This window comes from Bradyrhizobium sp. USDA 4454 (assembly GCF_054822705.1).
The window spans coordinates 1,440,501-1,456,624 of record NZ_JBTRCN010000001.1 but is presented as its reverse complement, the minus strand read 5'-3'; the positions used below and the strand labels follow the sequence as shown (position 1 = coordinate 1,456,624).

Sequence of the window (16,124 nt, the reverse complement as noted above, 5' to 3'; positions counted from 1 at the left end):
CTCAACCTCCGGGGGTTGCGTAGCTTAACACCAGTCCGTGCATGAGCCGCGACCAGCCGTCGATTGTGACGAACAGAAAGAGCTTGAAAGGAACGGATATCATTGTTGGTGACACCATTGACATGCCCATGGCCATCAGAATTGTCGTCACGATCAGGTCAATCGTGATGAATGGAAGATAGAGAAGGAAGCCGATCTCAAATGCACGCTTAAGTTCCGAGATCAAAAAGGACGGCACGAGAATTGCAAAATCATCGGCTGTTGCGTTGCTGCGCATCTCGTCCGACCAGATATGTTCCGTCGATGACAGGAAGAACGTGCGCTGCTCCTCAGTAGTGAACTTTTTGAGGTGGGCGCGCAGCGGCTCGCTGCCCTCCTTGGCGGCGGTCAACCAGTCGTCGGCGGTCTGGTAGCGAAGTTGCGGATCGGTCACGCGGCTGTAGGTCTGCTCGAACACTGGAGCGCCTATGAACACGGTAAGAATCAATGCAGCGCCATACAGAACGATATTCGGTGGTATGGACTGAGTCCCGAGCGCGTTGCGAACCAGGAACAGAACGACAGAAACCTTTATGAAGGCGGTCGTTGTGACGACTGCGAACGCCAGTAGGCCAAGGCCGACCGTCGCCGCAAGAAGCGCAAGGATGCTCGGTTGAATGTCAACCATTGACTGCCAACCTGCTACGCAACCGGATCCCAAGCGCCTCACCAATGCGCACGATATCGCCCCGGCCGATCAATTGACCGTTGGCTACAATATCGACCGCACCGTCCAGGGACCGCCCAAGTTCGAACACGTGTCCCTCGTTGATGCTTCTCAACGTACCCAGCGGGATAGGCCAGCGGCCGCATTCGAACACAAGCGTGATCTCAACACTGTCGATGTCGGCTTCCGAGGGCGGGATTGCTTGTTCCGTTTGGGGGCGTATCGTCATATCTACATACCTTAGAGGATGGGGCTGCAGGCGGAATGGTCCGCGAAGGACAAGTCTGTCGTCCACGGCCTGCGCCGGCGCCCACAACTTGTCCGCCGTGAGGATCAGCTGGCTATGGGCAAAGGGAATGACGTCGGGCAGCAGTGCGTCGCCCGGCTGTGCTTGGCGAAGTAGCCTGACAGGCGCCCGCAGCGAGCCGATCTCTGTCGTAATCACGACCGGCAATTCCGACGAAATCTTGCCTTGCTCTCGCGGTAATTGGCCGATCAATTCGCCTAACAAGCGAAACGCAGAAGGAATCCGACCATCAAGCGGTGCGAACAATAACAGGCGGGCCTTTCCCGCCAGCGCTCCGATGGCAACATCGAGCTCCAGATAGGGGTCTTTGGCCGTTGCGTCTTCGATGCGGATCAACTGCACATTCGATGCGAGCACGTTCTCTAGTCCAGCGATCCAGGGTTCCAGTGCGAGCTCGAGAACGAGCGAGCGGGTTGGGTCGGAAGGTAACGTAAGGCCCTGCTGGACCGTTGAAATCAGTGTCTCGACGAGAAGACGAGGTAAGGACAAAACAGCTGTCTCGCCGCCGGCGCCAAATACGCAGTCGAGCATCGACATGTCATATGGCTCTGCCTGCCAGACAAGACGGCTCACACGGATGGATAGTGGCTTGTCGCCATGGCGGCTCTGGAAGATGGTACGCCGTGCGGCAATCTCGTTGGCCCACGAGACCACTTCATGCGCCAGCTTCACCGCTGGCTGAAATAGTGCGGGTTCAGCCACGGCGCTTACCGACAGGTTGCACAGGCGCAGTTCGTGACGTCATAACAGAACAAGCCATTAGAACGCCCCGCCGATCGTCTGGCTGCGCGAACCACCCTGATATCGGAGCAAAACCTCATCGTCGGCGTCGACTTCGGCCGCAGACTCCGAGCGGACGGCGCTCGAGCGCTGGACATTGCCCTCAATCTCTTGCCATTTCTGGCTCGCCGCCGAACGCCCGGCCCATACTGCCCGCGCCTCACTCACCGCCCGCTGTGCCTCCTCATGCGCGATGCGTGCCCGCTCAAGCGCCTGACGCGCCGATTCGATCTCTGCTGCCAGTCGCCCAGTGACGAGTTGACACCGTCGATCGAGTTCGGTCACGGACGTTATGCCGAGCGCCGCCAGTTCCCGATAAAGTTCAGCTTCGACCTTGGCGCGATGCTTCTGCGCGGCTTCAAGCCCCCCAGACGCCAGCTGCAGCGCGTCGGCTGCAATTCGGCGCTTGGCTTCCATGTTCGACAATTCACGAAGCGCGCTTCGCTCCCTCATGTCTTTCACCAGTCGCAATTTCGACGCTTGCACGGGATTCAGGCCGTGAGACGCGACATCCATGAAACGGTCTCCTCAAAGCTGGACGGCTCGTCCTGTCCCTGGCGCAAGAATGCGCGCAGTTCCTCGATTGAATCGATTGCCCGATCAGTCAGTGGGTCGCTGCCGGGCTTGTATTCACCGACCTTGATCAGAAACTCAGCTTCATTGTAGCGCGAGAGCAGATCGCGGAAGACGGAGGCCGCCTTGCGATGTGGCGCGGAGGCGACCGCATCCATGACACGACTTCGGCTCGACAGCACATCGATGGCGGGAAAATGCTCGCGCGAAGCCAGCGCGCGCGAAAGAATGATATGACCATCAAGAATGCCGCGCGACTCTTCGGCAATCGGATCGCCCGTGCCGTCACCTTCGACAAGCACTGTATAGAATGCCGTGATGGAGCCCCGCTCTCCCATACCGGCACGTTCCAAAAGACCAGGCAGCAGCGCAAAAACGGAAGGAGGAAAGCCGCGTCGGGTCGGAGGTTCTCCCGCGGCGAGGCCGATTTCGCGCATCGCGCGGCTAAAGCGCGTCAGCGAATCCATCATTAGCACGACCTGCAGTCCTTGATCCCGAAAATACTCCGCGAGTGCGGTCGCCATATGAGCGCACTGCGCCCGCTCCATTGCGGATCGATCGGATGTCTCAACGACAACGATCGTGCGCGCAATGGCATCTCCAATATGACGTTCAATGAATTCACGCACCTCGCGGCCGCGCTCTCCTATGAGTGCAACTACGGTGACATCAGCGGCCGCCCCTTTTACAATTTGCGACATCAGCGTCGACTTACCGCACCCAGCATCTCCATAGATTCCGATCCGCTGACCTTCGCCACACGTCAGAAGCCCATCCAACACGCGAACGCCGAGAGGAAATGGCTGCTCGATGCTACGCCGTTTCATCGGGTTGGTTGCCCTGCCGCGGAGCGGACGAGTGTGGACCGTCTTTATGGGCCCCTTGCCGTCGAGTGGACGGCCGAAGCTGTCGATCACGCGACCGAGCAGGCCGGGCCCGACCGACACTTCCTGCATGCGCCCGGTCGGGACCACTTCCGCGCGGTGTGACAGGCCTACCATGTCGCCGATAGGCGTCAGCAGAACCCCATCCGGCAGCAAACCGATGACTTCGGCCTCAAGCGCCCATCCGGATGCGTGATCCTGCAACAGGCAAAGTTCTCCGACACGGGCCCCTGGTAATACGGCATGAAGTAACGTGCCGATCGCTCGCGTGATCCGTCCCCGCACAGCACGCGTATCGACATCCTTTGCTGCGGACCTTACAGATGCCAGCGCCGCACGCAAATCTCCTTCTCTGGCCGCTTGACCAGGGCCTGATCGTTGCATCGTCACGATTCGCCTTCCTGAGAGGACGGATCAAGGCTGAGACGCAATTTGCGGAGTTGTGCGGCAAGTCCTAAATCCACATTGCCGAACTCGCTCCACAGAACGCACTGGTCAGGTCCCATAGCCGGGTCCGGATCAATTCTGACTTTCGGCCGACCATTCGTCCCGTCGAACGCCTCGAATTCATGTCTTAGTGCATCAGCGTTCACAGGAGACACGTGAAGGCATACTTCCGCGCTGCCATATCTTTGCTCGACGGCGTGACGAACGGTTCTTACCAGCATCTCGCCGGGATCAAAGGAGCCCAACAGGTCGGTCAATATCTCAAGGACGAGCTGTGGCAACTCCTGCTGCAGAACGGCTTTTCGCCGGGCCACATCGGAAGCAGCTCGGGCGATCAGCTGCGCCATTTGGTCCGATCCTGACCTAAGACCCTCGCTGTGGCCGCGCTCCCGCTCCTGCTGATAGGCTTTGCTTGCCCAGCTGCGAACTTGCTGTAGATATCGGTCGGCTAGCGCACGCGTCTGCACCGCATCGTACCAGATGCCGAGTTCCGCGGCTGGTATGAGTGGACCGACCGGCCGTATCCGCGGGCTATCTGGCTGGGCCATCTCATTGGCCGTCATGCCGCTGGCGCCTCGTTGGCCAAGTGGGCTACCACCAAAGACAGCAAACGACCCGCTGCGCTGTGGTGTTCGGCTGCTGGGGATTCGGCGGCGGTCCCAACACGTAAGCGGAAAAGGACGCGCAAACGGTCAAGCTCCGATGCGTCCTTGAGCCAGGCACCAAGACTCGCATATCCGTCATGTTCAATCTGGCTCGACAGTTTATACGGATCGACAATCGATGTGGTCGCGACTGCAGCAGATAAGTGTCGGATTGCGAAAGCGTGCGCTTCCGCACCAATATTTTCGATCAGAATCGCCACATCACGCTTTGACACAAGCTTCAGCACCGAACGGGCATGCCAGATACTGCCAGCGAGCAAGGCCGCCCGACGCGGATCATGCCCGAGCAGAACGTCCCTGCCCCAGTCAGTTCCGTTCGAGGCCAGCTCACTTAGCAGCAATTCGGCCAGTCTTTGCTGCAACCTCGGAGTCTTCTGCAACTGCAGCACCGTGGCCTCCGACAGGAGCCCATCAAGATGGCCGGCCAAACGGCTGGGATGGATCAAGGCGGCAAGCTCGCGCAGGCGATCGGAATGCGCGTTGAGTGAATGATTTTGGTCGGGGGATACCATCGATACGAACCTGAATGCCGGCCTATTTCGCATCGGAGGAGAGCTTCTTGCCAGCGGACTGGACCGCTGGCTTGCTGGCACCACTGCCGAGATTTATCAGCTTACGCCAGGATTGGCGAAGTTGCCCCCCGCGTGCGCTCAGCAGCAGGCAAGATACGACGCCCAATACGGCGAGCGCACCGCCTGCGCCGATCGCAATGGGAGCCGCGACGAACCTGGTTGACTCGTTTGACGCTGCCGCTGGCGTAACCGAGACCTCATGCTGAGTCCGCTCGACGGGCACGAACACGACCGCCACTTTGTCGTATGATAGACCTTCGATGCTATTGGCGACGAGCATCTTGATTTGCGGCAGCAAGGCTGAGAGCTTCGCGCTGGAGGCGTGCCGAATGAAAACCGACGCCGAGGACGGGGTTGCATCCTGCCGCAGCAGATCATTCTTCGGTAGGACGACATGAACACGGGCGGAGAGAACCCCATCAATATCGTTGATCGTACGCGACAATTCTTCACTTAGGGCATAGACGTAGCGGGCCCGCTCCTCGACCGGAGAGGCAACGAGCCCCGACCCCTTGAACACCTCACCAAGGCTCTTGAAAGGCTGGCGCGGCAAGCCCTGGTCATTTAGCAACTCGATGGAATAGGCGAGCTGCTTTTCTTCGACCTGAATGGTGCTCGTCCCATCCTTACCGACGACCCGGATGGCATCCACGCCCCTGCTCAGCAGCAGCCCAAGCATCTCGTTGGCGTCACGCTCCTGCACTTTGGTATACAGATCCGTTTTGCAACCGGTGAGGGTCGGTAAAAGTAGCAGCAGAACAAGAGCATGAAGCCGCTTGCTCGCGGGCCGACCGTTACCGATCTCACCTTTCGTCAAGACAGCCAACGGCCCGCTCAGCCTGCTGATAGAAGTTTATTCAGAGATGAACTGACGGCACCCGTACCCTTGGAGATGAGCGAAACTTGGACGACGCCGTTGTAAACATCGCGCAAATTCGTCAGCGCCGAATCGAAATGATCCGCACCTTCCGGCTTGCCTGCCGGATGCACCTCGACTTGCTGCGGCCGCAGGAGCGGTTGCGCGGCCGGACCAAGCTGGAAACTCTTCGCAGGATCAAGGCCGCCGACGAGCGTCGGCGAAACTGCATCTCCAGGAAATGGTTTGCCCTGGTGGATAGCAGAAATGCCCTGAAGGACGTGATCGCCAAGCGGGCTCGCCGGCGTGACGGCGCGCTGCACCTCCGGCACTGATGAAACTGGCGCGCGCTCGGTCGCAGAAGAGTCGCCCCCCTGTTTCAAGGCGGCCTGCGCGAGACTCTCGTGAAACTGAGCGTGCGCCAGCGAACAGCCGCTGGAGGCACACTCGACGGGGTTGGCGGAGACCGACGCAATTCCAAGCAACATGGGAGAAATCATTTCTGTCCCGCGGTGAGATTAGCCATTCGCTCTCATGAATGGGCTGGCACCCTAGAGACCCAAACTGACCAAAAGCTGACGAGCATCTGTCATCTAATAATCACGGTTGGCTTCCAATTTCGGGCGAAGCGTCGGCCTCCAAATTTTGGGACGAATTCCGGTGCTTGGTCTCAATTAGAAGAAAATCGCGGAATGCTCATCCCGTCTACAAGGTTGCATATCTTGAAGAAAGTTCTCTGTCTTGCTGTTTTCATGTGCTTGGGCGCCATCAAGGCGCTCGGCGCCCCGCTGGCGCTGCCGTCGACGCCGTATAGTTACACAGTGCTGGATCAGGACCTCGCGACCGCGCTGCAGGAGTTCGGTAACAACCTCAATATCAGAGTCAATATCAGCACCGGGGTGAAGGGACGAATTCGCGGGCGAATGCCGGACCTCCCACCGCGGGAGTTTCTCGAACGGTTGATCAGTCTCTACAATCTTCAATGGTACTACGATGGGCTGGTGCTCTACGTATCTGACGCGCATGAGGCGCAAAGTCGCCTTCTGATACTGAATCCGATCAGCTTTGACGCGTTCAAGGCGGCGCTCGACGCACTTAACATCTCGGACGAGCGCTACATCGTGAGAGCCGTGCCGGGAGATGGCCTCGTCTTCACGTCCGGTCCGCCTCGCTTTATCGCGCTTGTGGAGCAAACACTCAAAGGACTGGTGACGGAGGCACAGGCGAGACGAAACCCGAACGGAGCCGAAAAGCCACCGCATGAGTCGGTCTTGATGCTGTTTCGCGGATCTTCCAGCGTGGTCGTTCGCGAAGGACGCCCCAACGACGCTCCTTCACCCGAGCTTTCACATCAAGACGGCGTGGATCACGCACCCGATACTGGTAAGAAATGAACGGATAATAACAGATGGGTTGGGAAGAGATGTAATTTCTACCTATGCTCTCTGTCAGCTTTTCGAAAGCTGCAGCTGTCATGACGAGAGGGCGGCTGTCCAGCGGCGATGCCGCAAGACAGGCAATAAAGGGCCGGGCCTGCACCACGGATGCTCGAGCCGAAAAGGGCAAGCAGTATCCGTGACCTGCTTTGCAGCCTTAGCGTTTCATGCGAGCTTTTGAAAAGCTCTACGAAGTCCGTCATGAACTTCGCCGCATCGGTTGAGAGCCGCTTTGTTGTACAAAAGGAGGAACAGGATGGACTTCAATGCGCTAGGCGGAGCAGACAGGAGCCCACCGCCCCGCCCGCTCTCATCGCCCGCCGATCGAAGTGAGTTTGAGCGTGAACTGATGGCATTGCATGAAATGCCTGGATACAGTCAGGACCTGATTTGGCAGGAGCTTGGAGGCCGACCGTCGCACGTCGGGCCATCATTGACCGGCGGCGAGCAGTCCAATTCCCAACAGGCGGCCGCTCAAGATCGCGCGGGCTCCTCCGATTTCGGCAACGACCCGGTTTGGCAAGATCTTGAGCCTGGACTCATGCACGCGGGGTCGCCTCACGCCGGACGGTCTGAAGGGCGGCCCGCGCTGCCCGCACGCGTCGCGCCGCCGGAACTTGGCGATTTCGTCATGGCGAACGGATATCTCGCCAGGGAAAACTGGGTCTTTATCGGCCAAACAGCTTCACCTGCTCAGATCGAGATGCTGAGAGGCCGTGACGTCATGCCGAGCAGAAATGTCCGGACTACAACGTTCACCATCCTGGGTGTGCCTCACACGGCGCAATGGCGAGCAGAAGGGTTCATTCGTCTCGAACCGTCGCTGGAAGCCGCTTTTAGGCCCGCAGGTTCGGGCGAACACCCGCCACGTGACCAAGCACAATAAGATTGACAGATGCAGAGTGCATCTGAGATTCGAGGCGTCAGAGTACCATGCACCGCTCAACTTTATGGGCGATGGATTGATTCGTGCGGCCACCCCAGCAATCTGATCCGGTCATGCTGCATCGCCCCGATCGGGCAGACGCCAATAACTCGTTTGACACGCAGGCGCGAGCTGGCTGAGCGCTGGTGAGTTGCCGAGAGATGTTGCGGAACCCGCGATGTGTTGCATGAACCGGCGCACGCGACTCCTGCGAAGATCGGCAGACTCGTTGGCCTGGCTGTCGCAGAGGCGACCGAGCACCGAAGCAAGCCGATGCCGAACTGAGGACCGTCGCCGCCTAGAGCGACGTCATTTCTCAACTCATTGTGAAATCCTTTGAGCGCCGTCAGCTTCTCGAAAGCTAATCGCTCCTACCATACGGCGTGAATATCTAGACGGCGATATGCCGATAGATTGTAGCCAAACTGAGCGCTGGGAGCGCTGTGCAATCGAAAGCAAGCGGTAGGAGCCATTGAAGCCTATCGACATCTCTTGCTCGTTGTTCGCCGCGATCTCAGGCTGCGCCACATAGCCAGCTTGTGGTGCGATCTCAAATCAGAGGACGTATGATGTCAGTCAACAATCTGCCGCTAACCACCAGCTCGAATTTGGCTTTGTCGGGGCTAGCTTCCGGGCCCTCGCCGGCGCGTGACTTTTCAAGCTTCGAGGCGGTGCTGGTCAGTTTGTCGTTGAAGGACGCGACTGACGAGCATTCCCCACCGCAAGGTCCGGCGACCGAGGACTCGGCCAAGCAACTGACGGAGGAACTCACGCAAGAGGTGCGGAACATCATCCCGCCGGAGATTAAGGCCGCACTGGACGCATGTCAGGAGACCCCCGAGCCGTCCTCTGAGGATTCCTCCTCCGCTGCGAACGCCCCAAAGATTGCAGAAGCCCCCGTACAAAGCTCCAGAATTACGTGGAACAGCGGCACCCCGACTGAGGCCGAGCTGCAGATTGTGTCGGTGCTGATCCGACACAAGGACAAATGCCCGCTGGATTGGAACTCTCTGGGAGATTTGGCCAACGATCCCTCCACACCGCCGGATCTAAAGGCGGCGATCGAGGCACTGCAGCGAGATCCCGAGCTCTTCTACGCGATAGGCTCGCAAGGCGACGGCCACTGCGGCGGCAAGATCAAGGCGGGTGATCTCTCCGGCTTCTCCGATCACCACCCGCAAGTCGCTGAGTTCCAGGAGCAGCGGGCAAAGAACTATACGCAAAACTACATCCCCTCCGACGGCAGCGGCAATGGCGAGCCATCGGTTATGATGCTGACCGATGCATTGCGCGAGCTCTATCGCTATTCCGACAACCTGCCCAAGAACCTGAGCCTCTCGGATTTCAAGCAGATCGTCGACGGCGAAGCCAAGACGGGCAAATGCCCGCCGCAGGTTATCGCGGCCGCTCAATACTTCCTCGACCATCCGAACGAATGGAAGCAGTTGTATGGCGGCTCGATAGACAAGGTCCACAAAGAGGACTTCCTGCAGGTTGCTTCATCATCGGTGAATCTCACAAAAGCCGAGCTCGATACGCTCGACACGATCAGCAAGAACCAAAGCGCCTTTTTCGGGAAGGGCGACCTGACGCGCGAAAAGCTGGCGAGCATGGCCGACGACAAGAGCCTCGCGCCCGAGGTGCGAAAGGCGGCAGCCCAGCTGCTGTCCGATCCTGTGCTGTTCGGGTTGATGAACAACGCGATTACGGGCTACAAAACCCACCACAAGTTCTTCGATTTCGGCGGCGGCCATACGGTCGATTCGGGCAATATCAGCAAGAGCGACTTCAACCAGTTCTTCAGCAACATGTCCGGTGCGAACCGCACCGTTCAACATGTGAAGACGCATGCCGCCCGAACGGCCGCCGATAAGGACGCGGTCGCGGACATGACGATGGGCGTGGCAGACCAACCCGACGTCAAGTCTCCCAAAAAGAACGGTGGCGCCTTCATGCACGCAATCAATGACGTGCTCAAGGTTGGCTCTAAGGTACTCGACTGGGCTGCGACAGCAGTCGGTGTACTTAGCTTCATTCCAGGCTTGGGTGAATTGGCCGATTTGGCGTCAATGGTGCTCGAAGCCGAATCGCAAGCTGCAAATCTTCTTCATACGGCGATCAGCGGTGGCAACATAAAGCAAGCGCTCGAAGAGGCTGGCCTGAGCCTTGCGGCACAGGCGGTAGGCTGCATCGGCGGCCCTGAGGTCAAATTGGCAATGCGAGAAGGCTTGGTGAAGCAGGCAATTCAAGAAGCGGCAACGGCGGGGGTCAACCTCCCGGTTTCGGTAGCCCAGTCCTACGCGGAGGACTACCTGAACAACTTGAAGGCTCGCATCGAGTCCGAACGCATGCAAACTGCAGGCGTTAACGCCTAGTCGGATCACACTATCTGTCAAGATCAGGCTGAAAACGCCGGTCGAGCTTGTGCGGCTAACGCGCGGTCGGGCCTCCCTGCCGAGTAGTCCGCCGCGCAAGCTCTACCATCCTCGATAGCGCCGCCGGATCCGAGGACCTTGCTCGCTCTTCAGTGCTCACAATTTATGTGGGCCGCGATCGATCGCGCGAGGCCGACCTCAAATCCAGTCTGCCGCTGCGAAGGTCAAACGGCTGCATACGCAGCTCGGCACGAAGCTCAATGCATCAAAATCGCGCGACATAACCGGTCAGAGCCGCGGAACCTGCCGGCCTGTGCAAGGATCAGGAGCATGCTGATCGCAGAGCGCCAGGGCGAAGGACCCTTCTCGAGCGGCACGCTGCTGTTCGCGCTGCATGGAGGTGGGTCCCCCATTGATGAATCCTTCATGAGCCCCCACGACCGAGGGATCGTCCTTGACCGCTGAATCGCCGTCAATTTCGCTTTCCGCCCGCTCCAAACCAAGTCAAGCTCCGTCCCGCTGCGCCCGGCCGCAAGCAAATTGTCGAAGACCCCGCGGCATCGAAAGTGACGTCAGCCCTGGATTGCAGCGCGTCGACTTCAAAAGCGATGTATTAAACGCGTTAACATCCGCCTGCTGAAGCTTTCGACTTGATGAGCAGCGATTCGACCGGTCGAGCTCCATAAACGAACGTTTGTCCTGGTACATACCATCTGATCTACAGCTTTCGCATATCCAGCATCGGCCCATGGCATTTTCTAGAACTCGTCAGCTTCTCGAAAGCTAACGTTTGCACATTGGTGGGTGGAGACTGCCTCCATTGGCACGATTGAATTGACATAGGAGAACCCGATGCGCGTTACAAGCTCCAGCGCCACTGGGCACGTTGATGCCGACCTTCATGCGGCTGGCGGCAAAAGCAGCGGCAAACAAGGATCTCACAAACCTGACGAGCGCGATGATCATGGTCGATCGCCAGATGCGAACATTCCCGTAAACGGCGGCGCATCCACGCCAGGCGGAACCTCGCACGAAGCCGCGATGCAGCAAGCATTTAGCGCCGCTCTCGGAGCTGCTGCTCTGCAGCTTGCAAATAGTGCAATGAGTCATTTCGACGACGTCATGGCCGAAACAGAAGAGGATTCCTGACGTCGCATGTTGCGGCGTAAGGAAAATAGGAGCCGCACGTTGCGGCGAAATTCAAGCAAACAGGAGAACTAATATGACTAAGGGTGTTGGTGCAGCGGGCACCGCTGCTGCTGCAACCGCTTCCACCGCCGCTGAAGTTGCTGGAGAGGCGGCATTCCAACGGCAAATCGCCGCTCTGACTCTCACCAGCACCAAGGCTGCTGAGCGGGATGTGGAACTCCGCGTCGTCTCGACCGAGCTCTCGACCGTCAAGAAAGCAGCCGATGAGCGGGTGCAGTAAGGGATGAGGTGGGCGACGTACGTCGCACACTTTCTCGGGCTGCTTAGTCCGTGAAGTCGCAACGGGCCGTACGGTTTTGCCGTACGGTTCCGTTCGCTGTTCAGGAGAGCGACCGTGAATGAGCCACATCGCTGGCGTTTCGAAGTGCTGCTGGGGTGCTATTCTGGGTTAACAAGTGAATTGGGGGTCGGATCGTGTCTGATCGGCAGCAGCCTCGATGCTGATTTAATCTTTGTCGAGCAAGGCCTCGAACCGCACCATCTTCGTGTTACCCCGCATTCCAATTCCATCGAGATTGAGGCCCTGGCGAGCGACGTCCGTGTCGACGGGCACGACAATATTTTGCCTAACGAGCCCGTCGTTGTCCCTCTTCCCGTCGTCCTGCATGCCGGCCAGATGTCGATCCGTTGGTCTATCGAGGGTCTCGAAAAAGCCGGCTCTATCGATCGCCGGCGTGTATCGCTCATCGGACTTGCCTTGGTTGTTATCGGCTTTGCCGCGGTTGGCGTATTAACGACCAGTTTTGTCCAGACCGACACCGCTGCGGTGCCAAGTTCCTCGCCTCCTGCCGCGGACATTGCACCCAAGCTGGCGCTCAGCGCTCCTGATGCTCCGGCCACCGATGCAGCTGCCGGGCTGCTGCAGGAAGAAGTCGACAGAGCGGGCCTTGTCGGCATCAAGGTCGGTTCTGGGGCCGGGGTTGTCACGGCCGACGGCAGCGTTACGCCCGCTGCACTCGCCGCTTGGCAAGACATCCAACAACGGTTTGATCGCACTAGCAACGGCGCTTATACGCTCGTCAATGCAGTCGCCATCAAGGATGAGAAGACACCTTCCGCGATCGGGATCCAGGCTGTGTGGCGCGGTAGCGATCCTTACATTGTCGTTGCTGGCCAAAAGTATTTTGTTGGCGCACTGTTGAGCAATGGATGGACCGTCAACGGAATTGAGGAAGGGCGTGTTCTGCTGAGCCGGAATGGCCGTCTTTCCGCTCTGTCTTATTAGTGTTTCAGGCTGCAGGTAAGGAAGCAAAGTGCCATGACTAGGCTGCCCCCGAATTCTGTCGAGCCTGGCCCATCTTTTGAGGGACCAAACGTTGATCATCATGCATCTACTATCACGCCGGTCAATTCTCGAGCCAAGTCCATCGGGATCGATCAGACGCGCGGCAATGATGACAGGAGTCACGGCGCAATTTCCCAGCATAACGACGCGCCCGATCGCTTGGTTGAGGGCACGATCGACAGCGCGCTCGAGCTCGGTTCGATCAATGCGATTTCGCGCGTCAATCTCGACGAGGCCCGCGCCCAACCAGGTCAGGTCGAGCCAGGCTCGGAACTCGCTTGGCTTAAGGGGCCTAATCTCGCGCATAGCCTGCTCTCTTTCGTGACGCCGCGGCTACGTCATTCGCACGTTCTGCGTCCCGAGCAACACGGCCCTCTTTTGGAGCGTTTAGCCAATACGCTATCTGCCGCGCCAGAGGACTTGGTAGCACGCGAAGGAGCCGCCCTTCTGCAGCTGGAGCTGCAGCGGTTAATCTTGCTCCGGCAGAGCCACAACGGCTTGATCAAAGGCTAGCGATGGCCGAGCCAGACAAACTGCAACACGTCACATCTACGCAGCCGCCAGACGTTTCCGACGCCGATGCTCTCGAACTGGTCTCTGGGCCGGAGCGAGATTTGCTCTGCGTGCTTTCTTATATCTATCTTTCGTGCGGGCAGAGCGCAAAGAGCCTGGCTCTGTTGCGGCTTGTTGCTCACGAACACTCTCGAGACATCGGCCTGCTGCGGATTCTGGCCTATGCTCTCATCTCGGAGCGTCGCGGTGACGAAGCACTGTCGGTATTGGATCGGCTTGACAAACTGGATGGCGAACCGTCTTCGTCTCTGCCCTTGATGCTGATGCGCAGCCACGCCCTGCGTCACGCCGGCCGCATGACCGAAGCGCAGGCCGTCTTCAAGCGCTATGTTTCATTGCGCGGTAACACAGCTCCAGCCAAACAACAATAAGGCTTCTCATGGCCAACGTTCTACGAAATCTCATCACGCGCGCGCCCGCCCACCCGGATTTGATGGTCGCGCTGATGCTTCTTCTGGCGATCGGAATGATGATCATGCCGATCCCGATCGTCGTGATCGATATGCTGATCGGCTTCAATCTTGGCTTTGCCATACTGTTGCTGATGGTCGCCCTGTATCTCAACACGCCGCTCGACTTTTCGTCCCTGCCGGGCGTGATCCTGATCTCCACTGTTTTTCGTCTCGCTCTTACCGTTGCAACAACGCGGCTGATCCTGGCCGAGGGCGACGCCGGCAGCATCATCCATACGTTCGGCGATTTCGTCATATCTGGCAACATCGCCGTCGGCATTGTCATATTCCTGATCGTAACCATGGTGCAATTCATGGTTCTGGCCAAGGGCGCCGAACGAGTGGCAGAGGTGTCGGCGCGCTTCACGCTTGATGCGCTGCCGGGCAAGCAGATGGCGATCGACGCTGAGCTGCGCAACGGCCATATCGACCAGCACGAAGCCCGCAGCCGACGCGGCGTGCTGGAGCGGGAAAGCCAGCTTCACGGCGCGATGGACGGCGCCATGAAATTCGTGAAGGGCGATGCCATCGCCGGACTCATAGTCATCTGTATCAATATGCTAGGTGGTATCACGATCGGATCGCTCTCCCGGGGCATGTCCCTTGAAGAAGCGATGCATCAATACACCATCCTGACGATCGGTGATGCGCTCATTTCGCAGATCCCGGCCCTGCTTCTGTCAATTACGGCCGCAACCATTGTCACTCGTGTCAACGGTCCTTCCAGACTTAATCTAGGCGCCGATATCGTCAACCAGCTTACGGCCAGCACACAAGCGCTCCGGCTGGCCGCCTGCGTCCTGCTTGTGATGGGCCTCGTTCCTGGCTTCCCTTTGCCCCCCTTTGTCATACTGGCCGCGCTCTTTTCCGCCGCCAGCTTTGTCAAGGTTGGCGAGCCAGAGAACAAGACCGCTCCCAAGGCCGGCGTCAGTCCCTCCGGTTCGGCTCCCGCTTCCACGCAGGCTCAGAAGCAAACCCTGCCTGCCGAAGCACTTCCGATTACCCTATTGCTAGCGCCGAACCTGATGAAGGCAATGGACGTGGGGGAACTCGAGCGGTGCGTCGCACGGGTTTCGGCACTGGTCTCAGCTGATCTGGGCATCACAATTCCACGCATTCCCGCCCAAAGCGCAAACCACCTTGCCCGATCGCAATTCAGTGTGGCCGTCGAGGGCGTGCCCGTAGAAGAGGGCGCTATTGACCCGACAAAGCTCCTGCTTGATGACGACGTAGCGAACATCGAATTGAGCGGCATCCCCTTCTGGCAGGATCCAGACACGAATCGGATCTGGATCGAACAGGGCCATGCGGCTGCTCTCGAAGCGGCCGGCATAGGGCATCACGGACCGAGCGAAATCATCGCCTTGCGCGTCCGGTCTACGTTGATGCGCTATGCACAGCGCCTGGTTGGCATTCAGGAAACGCGCCAGCTGCTCGGCAGGATGGAGCAGGAATATGCCGATCTTGTGAAGGAGGTGCTGCGCACGACACCGATCCCTCGGATCGCGGATGTCCTGCGCCGTTTGCTGGACGAGGGCATCCCGATCCGCAACACCCGCTTGGTTCTGGAGGCGCTTGCGGAATGGAGCGAACGGGAGCAAAACGCTGTACTGCTCACCGAATATGTGCGCTCTGTTCTGAAGCGGCAGATCTGTCACCGCTATGCCAACGCACATCGCGTTGTGGCTGCCTTTATCGTCGAGCGTGAGACTGAGGACATCGTGCGGGGTGCCGTGCGCGAGACCGCCGTCGGCCCATACCTCGTTTTGGAGGACCGGCAAAGCGAAATGCTGCTCTCCCAATTTCGCCAGATCCATTCAAGCATCGCGCGCAGCCAGAACCAGCCAGTTATTCTAGGTTCGATGGATATCCGGCGTTTCGTTCGCGGCTTTCTCACCCGTAACGGAATCGACCTACCTGTCCTTTCCTATCAAGACCTCGCCGCGGATTTCACGGTCCAACCGATCGGATCCGTGAAGCTGGCAGCCGCCAAGGACAAGAGCCCTTCCCCGGGTGGTCTCCTGAGCGCTGCGAGTTGAGACTGCACGGCAGATCATCGTGAGCAGGCTATGAATTCAA

18 protein-coding genes are annotated in these 16,124 nt (G+C 58.7%); 10 read left to right on the top strand and 8 right to left on the bottom strand.

The window, feature by feature from the left end; genetic code table 11:
- Position 1 precedes the first annotated feature (1 nt).
- The 8 genes from sctR to ACVIW0_RS06765 are packed head-to-tail and all read right to left on the bottom strand — an operon-like array spanning position 2 to position 6,278.
- On the bottom strand, positions 2-667 hold the full coding sequence (sctR, locus tag ACVIW0_RS06800) for a type III secretion system export apparatus subunit SctR (RefSeq protein WP_461351620.1): 666 nt from the start codon (positions 665-667) through the stop codon (positions 2-4).
- Complete coding sequence (sctQ, locus tag ACVIW0_RS06795; RefSeq protein ID WP_461351619.1) at positions 660-1,715, bottom strand: type III secretion system cytoplasmic ring protein SctQ; 1,056 nt, start codon at positions 1,713-1,715, stop codon at positions 660-662. Before sctQ ends, sctR begins: the two co-directional genes overlap by 8 nt.
- A gap of 57 nt (positions 1,716-1,772) precedes the next feature.
- A complete protein-coding gene (locus ACVIW0_RS06790) occupies positions 1,773-2,309 on the bottom strand; it encodes a hypothetical protein (RefSeq protein WP_461351618.1) in 537 nt (178 codons plus the stop codon).
- Entirely contained in the window at positions 2,285-3,634 is a 1,350-nt protein-coding gene (gene sctN / locus ACVIW0_RS06785; RefSeq protein WP_461357267.1) for a type III secretion system ATPase SctN, read from the bottom strand. Before sctN ends, ACVIW0_RS06790 begins: the two co-directional genes overlap by 25 nt.
- Positions 3,635-3,636: 2 nt before the next feature.
- On the bottom strand, positions 3,637-4,260 hold the full coding sequence (gene sctL / locus ACVIW0_RS06780) for a type III secretion system stator protein SctL (protein WP_461351617.1): 624 nt from the start codon (positions 4,258-4,260) through the stop codon (positions 3,637-3,639).
- Positions 4,257-4,874, bottom strand: a complete 618-nt coding sequence (locus ACVIW0_RS06775) for a nodulation protein NolU (RefSeq protein WP_461351616.1) — start codon at positions 4,872-4,874, stop codon at positions 4,257-4,259. The genes sctL and ACVIW0_RS06775 overlap by 4 nt, the downstream gene beginning before the upstream one ends.
- Positions 4,875-4,896: 22 nt before the next feature.
- Positions 4,897-5,736 (bottom strand): type III secretion system inner membrane ring lipoprotein SctJ, encoded by an 840-nt coding sequence (sctJ, locus tag ACVIW0_RS06770; RefSeq protein ID WP_461357266.1) that lies wholly within the window; start codon positions 5,734-5,736, stop codon positions 4,897-4,899.
- Between the two features lie 32 nt (positions 5,737-5,768).
- A complete protein-coding gene (locus tag ACVIW0_RS06765) occupies positions 5,769-6,278 on the bottom strand; it encodes a nodulation protein NolB (protein WP_461351615.1) in 510 nt (169 codons plus the stop codon).
- 264 nt (positions 6,279-6,542) lie between these two features.
- Here ACVIW0_RS06765 and ACVIW0_RS06760 point away from each other — a divergent pair, with 264 nt between their 5' ends.
- The 10 genes from ACVIW0_RS06760 to sctV all read left to right on the top strand — a co-directional run bounded on the left by ACVIW0_RS06760 (position 6,543) and on the right by sctV (position 16,084).
- Positions 6,543-7,184, top strand: a complete 642-nt coding sequence (locus ACVIW0_RS06760) for a secretin N-terminal domain-containing protein (protein ID WP_461357265.1) — start codon at positions 6,543-6,545, stop codon at positions 7,182-7,184.
- 298 nt (positions 7,185-7,482) lie between these two features.
- Entirely contained in the window at positions 7,483-8,112 is a 630-nt protein-coding gene (locus ACVIW0_RS06755; RefSeq protein WP_461351614.1) for a hypothetical protein, read from the top strand.
- Positions 8,113-8,720: 608 nt separating this feature from the next.
- A complete protein-coding gene (locus ACVIW0_RS06750; RefSeq protein WP_461351613.1) occupies positions 8,721-10,526 on the top strand; it encodes an HrpF/NolX family T3SS translocon protein in 1,806 nt (601 codons plus the stop codon).
- Between the two features lie 330 nt (positions 10,527-10,856).
- Entirely contained in the window at positions 10,857-10,991 is a 135-nt protein-coding gene (locus tag ACVIW0_RS06745) for a hypothetical protein (protein WP_461351612.1), read from the top strand.
- A 387-nt stretch (positions 10,992-11,378) separates the two neighbouring features.
- Positions 11,379-11,675: a hypothetical protein gene (locus tag ACVIW0_RS06740; RefSeq protein WP_461351611.1), complete on the top strand. Its 297-nt coding sequence runs from the start codon at positions 11,379-11,381 to the stop codon at positions 11,673-11,675.
- Positions 11,676-11,748: 73 nt separating this feature from the next.
- Entirely contained in the window at positions 11,749-11,955 is a 207-nt protein-coding gene (locus ACVIW0_RS06735; RefSeq protein WP_076828259.1) for a nodulation protein NopA, read from the top strand.
- A 114-nt stretch (positions 11,956-12,069) separates the two neighbouring features.
- The gene (locus ACVIW0_RS06730; RefSeq protein WP_461351610.1) at positions 12,070-12,960 is read left to right on the top strand and encodes a SctD/MshK family protein; all 891 of its coding nucleotides are present in this window, start codon (positions 12,070-12,072) and stop codon (positions 12,958-12,960) included.
- 33 nt (positions 12,961-12,993) lie between these two features.
- A complete protein-coding gene (locus ACVIW0_RS06725; protein WP_461351609.1) occupies positions 12,994-13,533 on the top strand; it encodes a hypothetical protein in 540 nt (179 codons plus the stop codon).
- A gap of 2 nt (positions 13,534-13,535) precedes the next feature.
- Complete coding sequence (sctY, locus tag ACVIW0_RS06720; protein ID WP_461351608.1) at positions 13,536-13,964, top strand: type III secretion apparatus assembly chaperone SctY; 429 nt, start codon at positions 13,536-13,538, stop codon at positions 13,962-13,964.
- 8 nt (positions 13,965-13,972) lie between these two features.
- On the top strand, positions 13,973-16,084 hold the full coding sequence (gene sctV, locus ACVIW0_RS06715) for a type III secretion system export apparatus subunit SctV (protein ID WP_461351607.1): 2,112 nt from the start codon (positions 13,973-13,975) through the stop codon (positions 16,082-16,084).
- Positions 16,085-16,124: the final 40 nt, after the last annotated feature.

What these genes read in the sequence shown, in the direction of transcription:
- ACVIW0_RS06740 (WP_461351611.1), top strand. Translation starts at nt 11,379, where the DNA reads ATGCGCGTTACAAGCTCCAGCGCCACTGGGCACGTTGATGCCGACCTT.
- ACVIW0_RS06745 (WP_461351612.1), top strand. Translation starts at nt 10,857, where the DNA reads ATGCTGATCGCAGAGCGCCAGGGCGAAGGACCCTTCTCGAGCGGCACG.
- sctY (WP_461351608.1), top strand. Translation starts at nt 13,536, where the DNA reads ATGGCCGAGCCAGACAAACTGCAACACGTCACATCTACGCAGCCGCCA.
- ACVIW0_RS06755 (WP_461351614.1), top strand. Translation starts at nt 7,483, where the DNA reads ATGGACTTCAATGCGCTAGGCGGAGCAGACAGGAGCCCACCGCCCCGC.
- ACVIW0_RS06750 (WP_461351613.1), top strand. Translation starts at nt 8,721, where the DNA reads ATGTCAGTCAACAATCTGCCGCTAACCACCAGCTCGAATTTGGCTTTG.
- ACVIW0_RS06760 (WP_461357265.1), top strand. Translation starts at nt 6,543, where the DNA reads ATGTGCTTGGGCGCCATCAAGGCGCTCGGCGCCCCGCTGGCGCTGCCG.
- sctR (WP_461351620.1), bottom strand. Translation starts at nt 667, where the DNA reads ATGGTTGACATTCAACCGAGCATCCTTGCGCTTCTTGCGGCGACGGTC.
- sctV (WP_461351607.1), top strand. Translation starts at nt 13,973, where the DNA reads ATGGCCAACGTTCTACGAAATCTCATCACGCGCGCGCCCGCCCACCCG.
- sctL (WP_461351617.1), bottom strand. Translation starts at nt 4,260, where the DNA reads ATGACGGCCAATGAGATGGCCCAGCCAGATAGCCCGCGGATACGGCCG.
- ACVIW0_RS06725 (WP_461351609.1), top strand. Translation starts at nt 12,994, where the DNA reads ATGACTAGGCTGCCCCCGAATTCTGTCGAGCCTGGCCCATCTTTTGAG.
- ACVIW0_RS06775 (WP_461351616.1), bottom strand. Translation starts at nt 4,874, where the DNA reads ATGGTATCCCCCGACCAAAATCATTCACTCAACGCGCATTCCGATCGC.
- ACVIW0_RS06790 (WP_461351618.1), bottom strand. Translation starts at nt 2,309, where the DNA reads ATGGATGTCGCGTCTCACGGCCTGAATCCCGTGCAAGCGTCGAAATTG.
- ACVIW0_RS06765 (WP_461351615.1), bottom strand. Translation starts at nt 6,278, where the DNA reads ATGTTGCTTGGAATTGCGTCGGTCTCCGCCAACCCCGTCGAGTGTGCC.
- ACVIW0_RS06735 (WP_076828259.1), top strand. Translation starts at nt 11,749, where the DNA reads ATGACTAAGGGTGTTGGTGCAGCGGGCACCGCTGCTGCTGCAACCGCT.
- sctN (WP_461357267.1), bottom strand. Translation starts at nt 3,634, where the DNA reads ATGCAACGATCAGGCCCTGGTCAAGCGGCCAGAGAAGGAGATTTGCGT.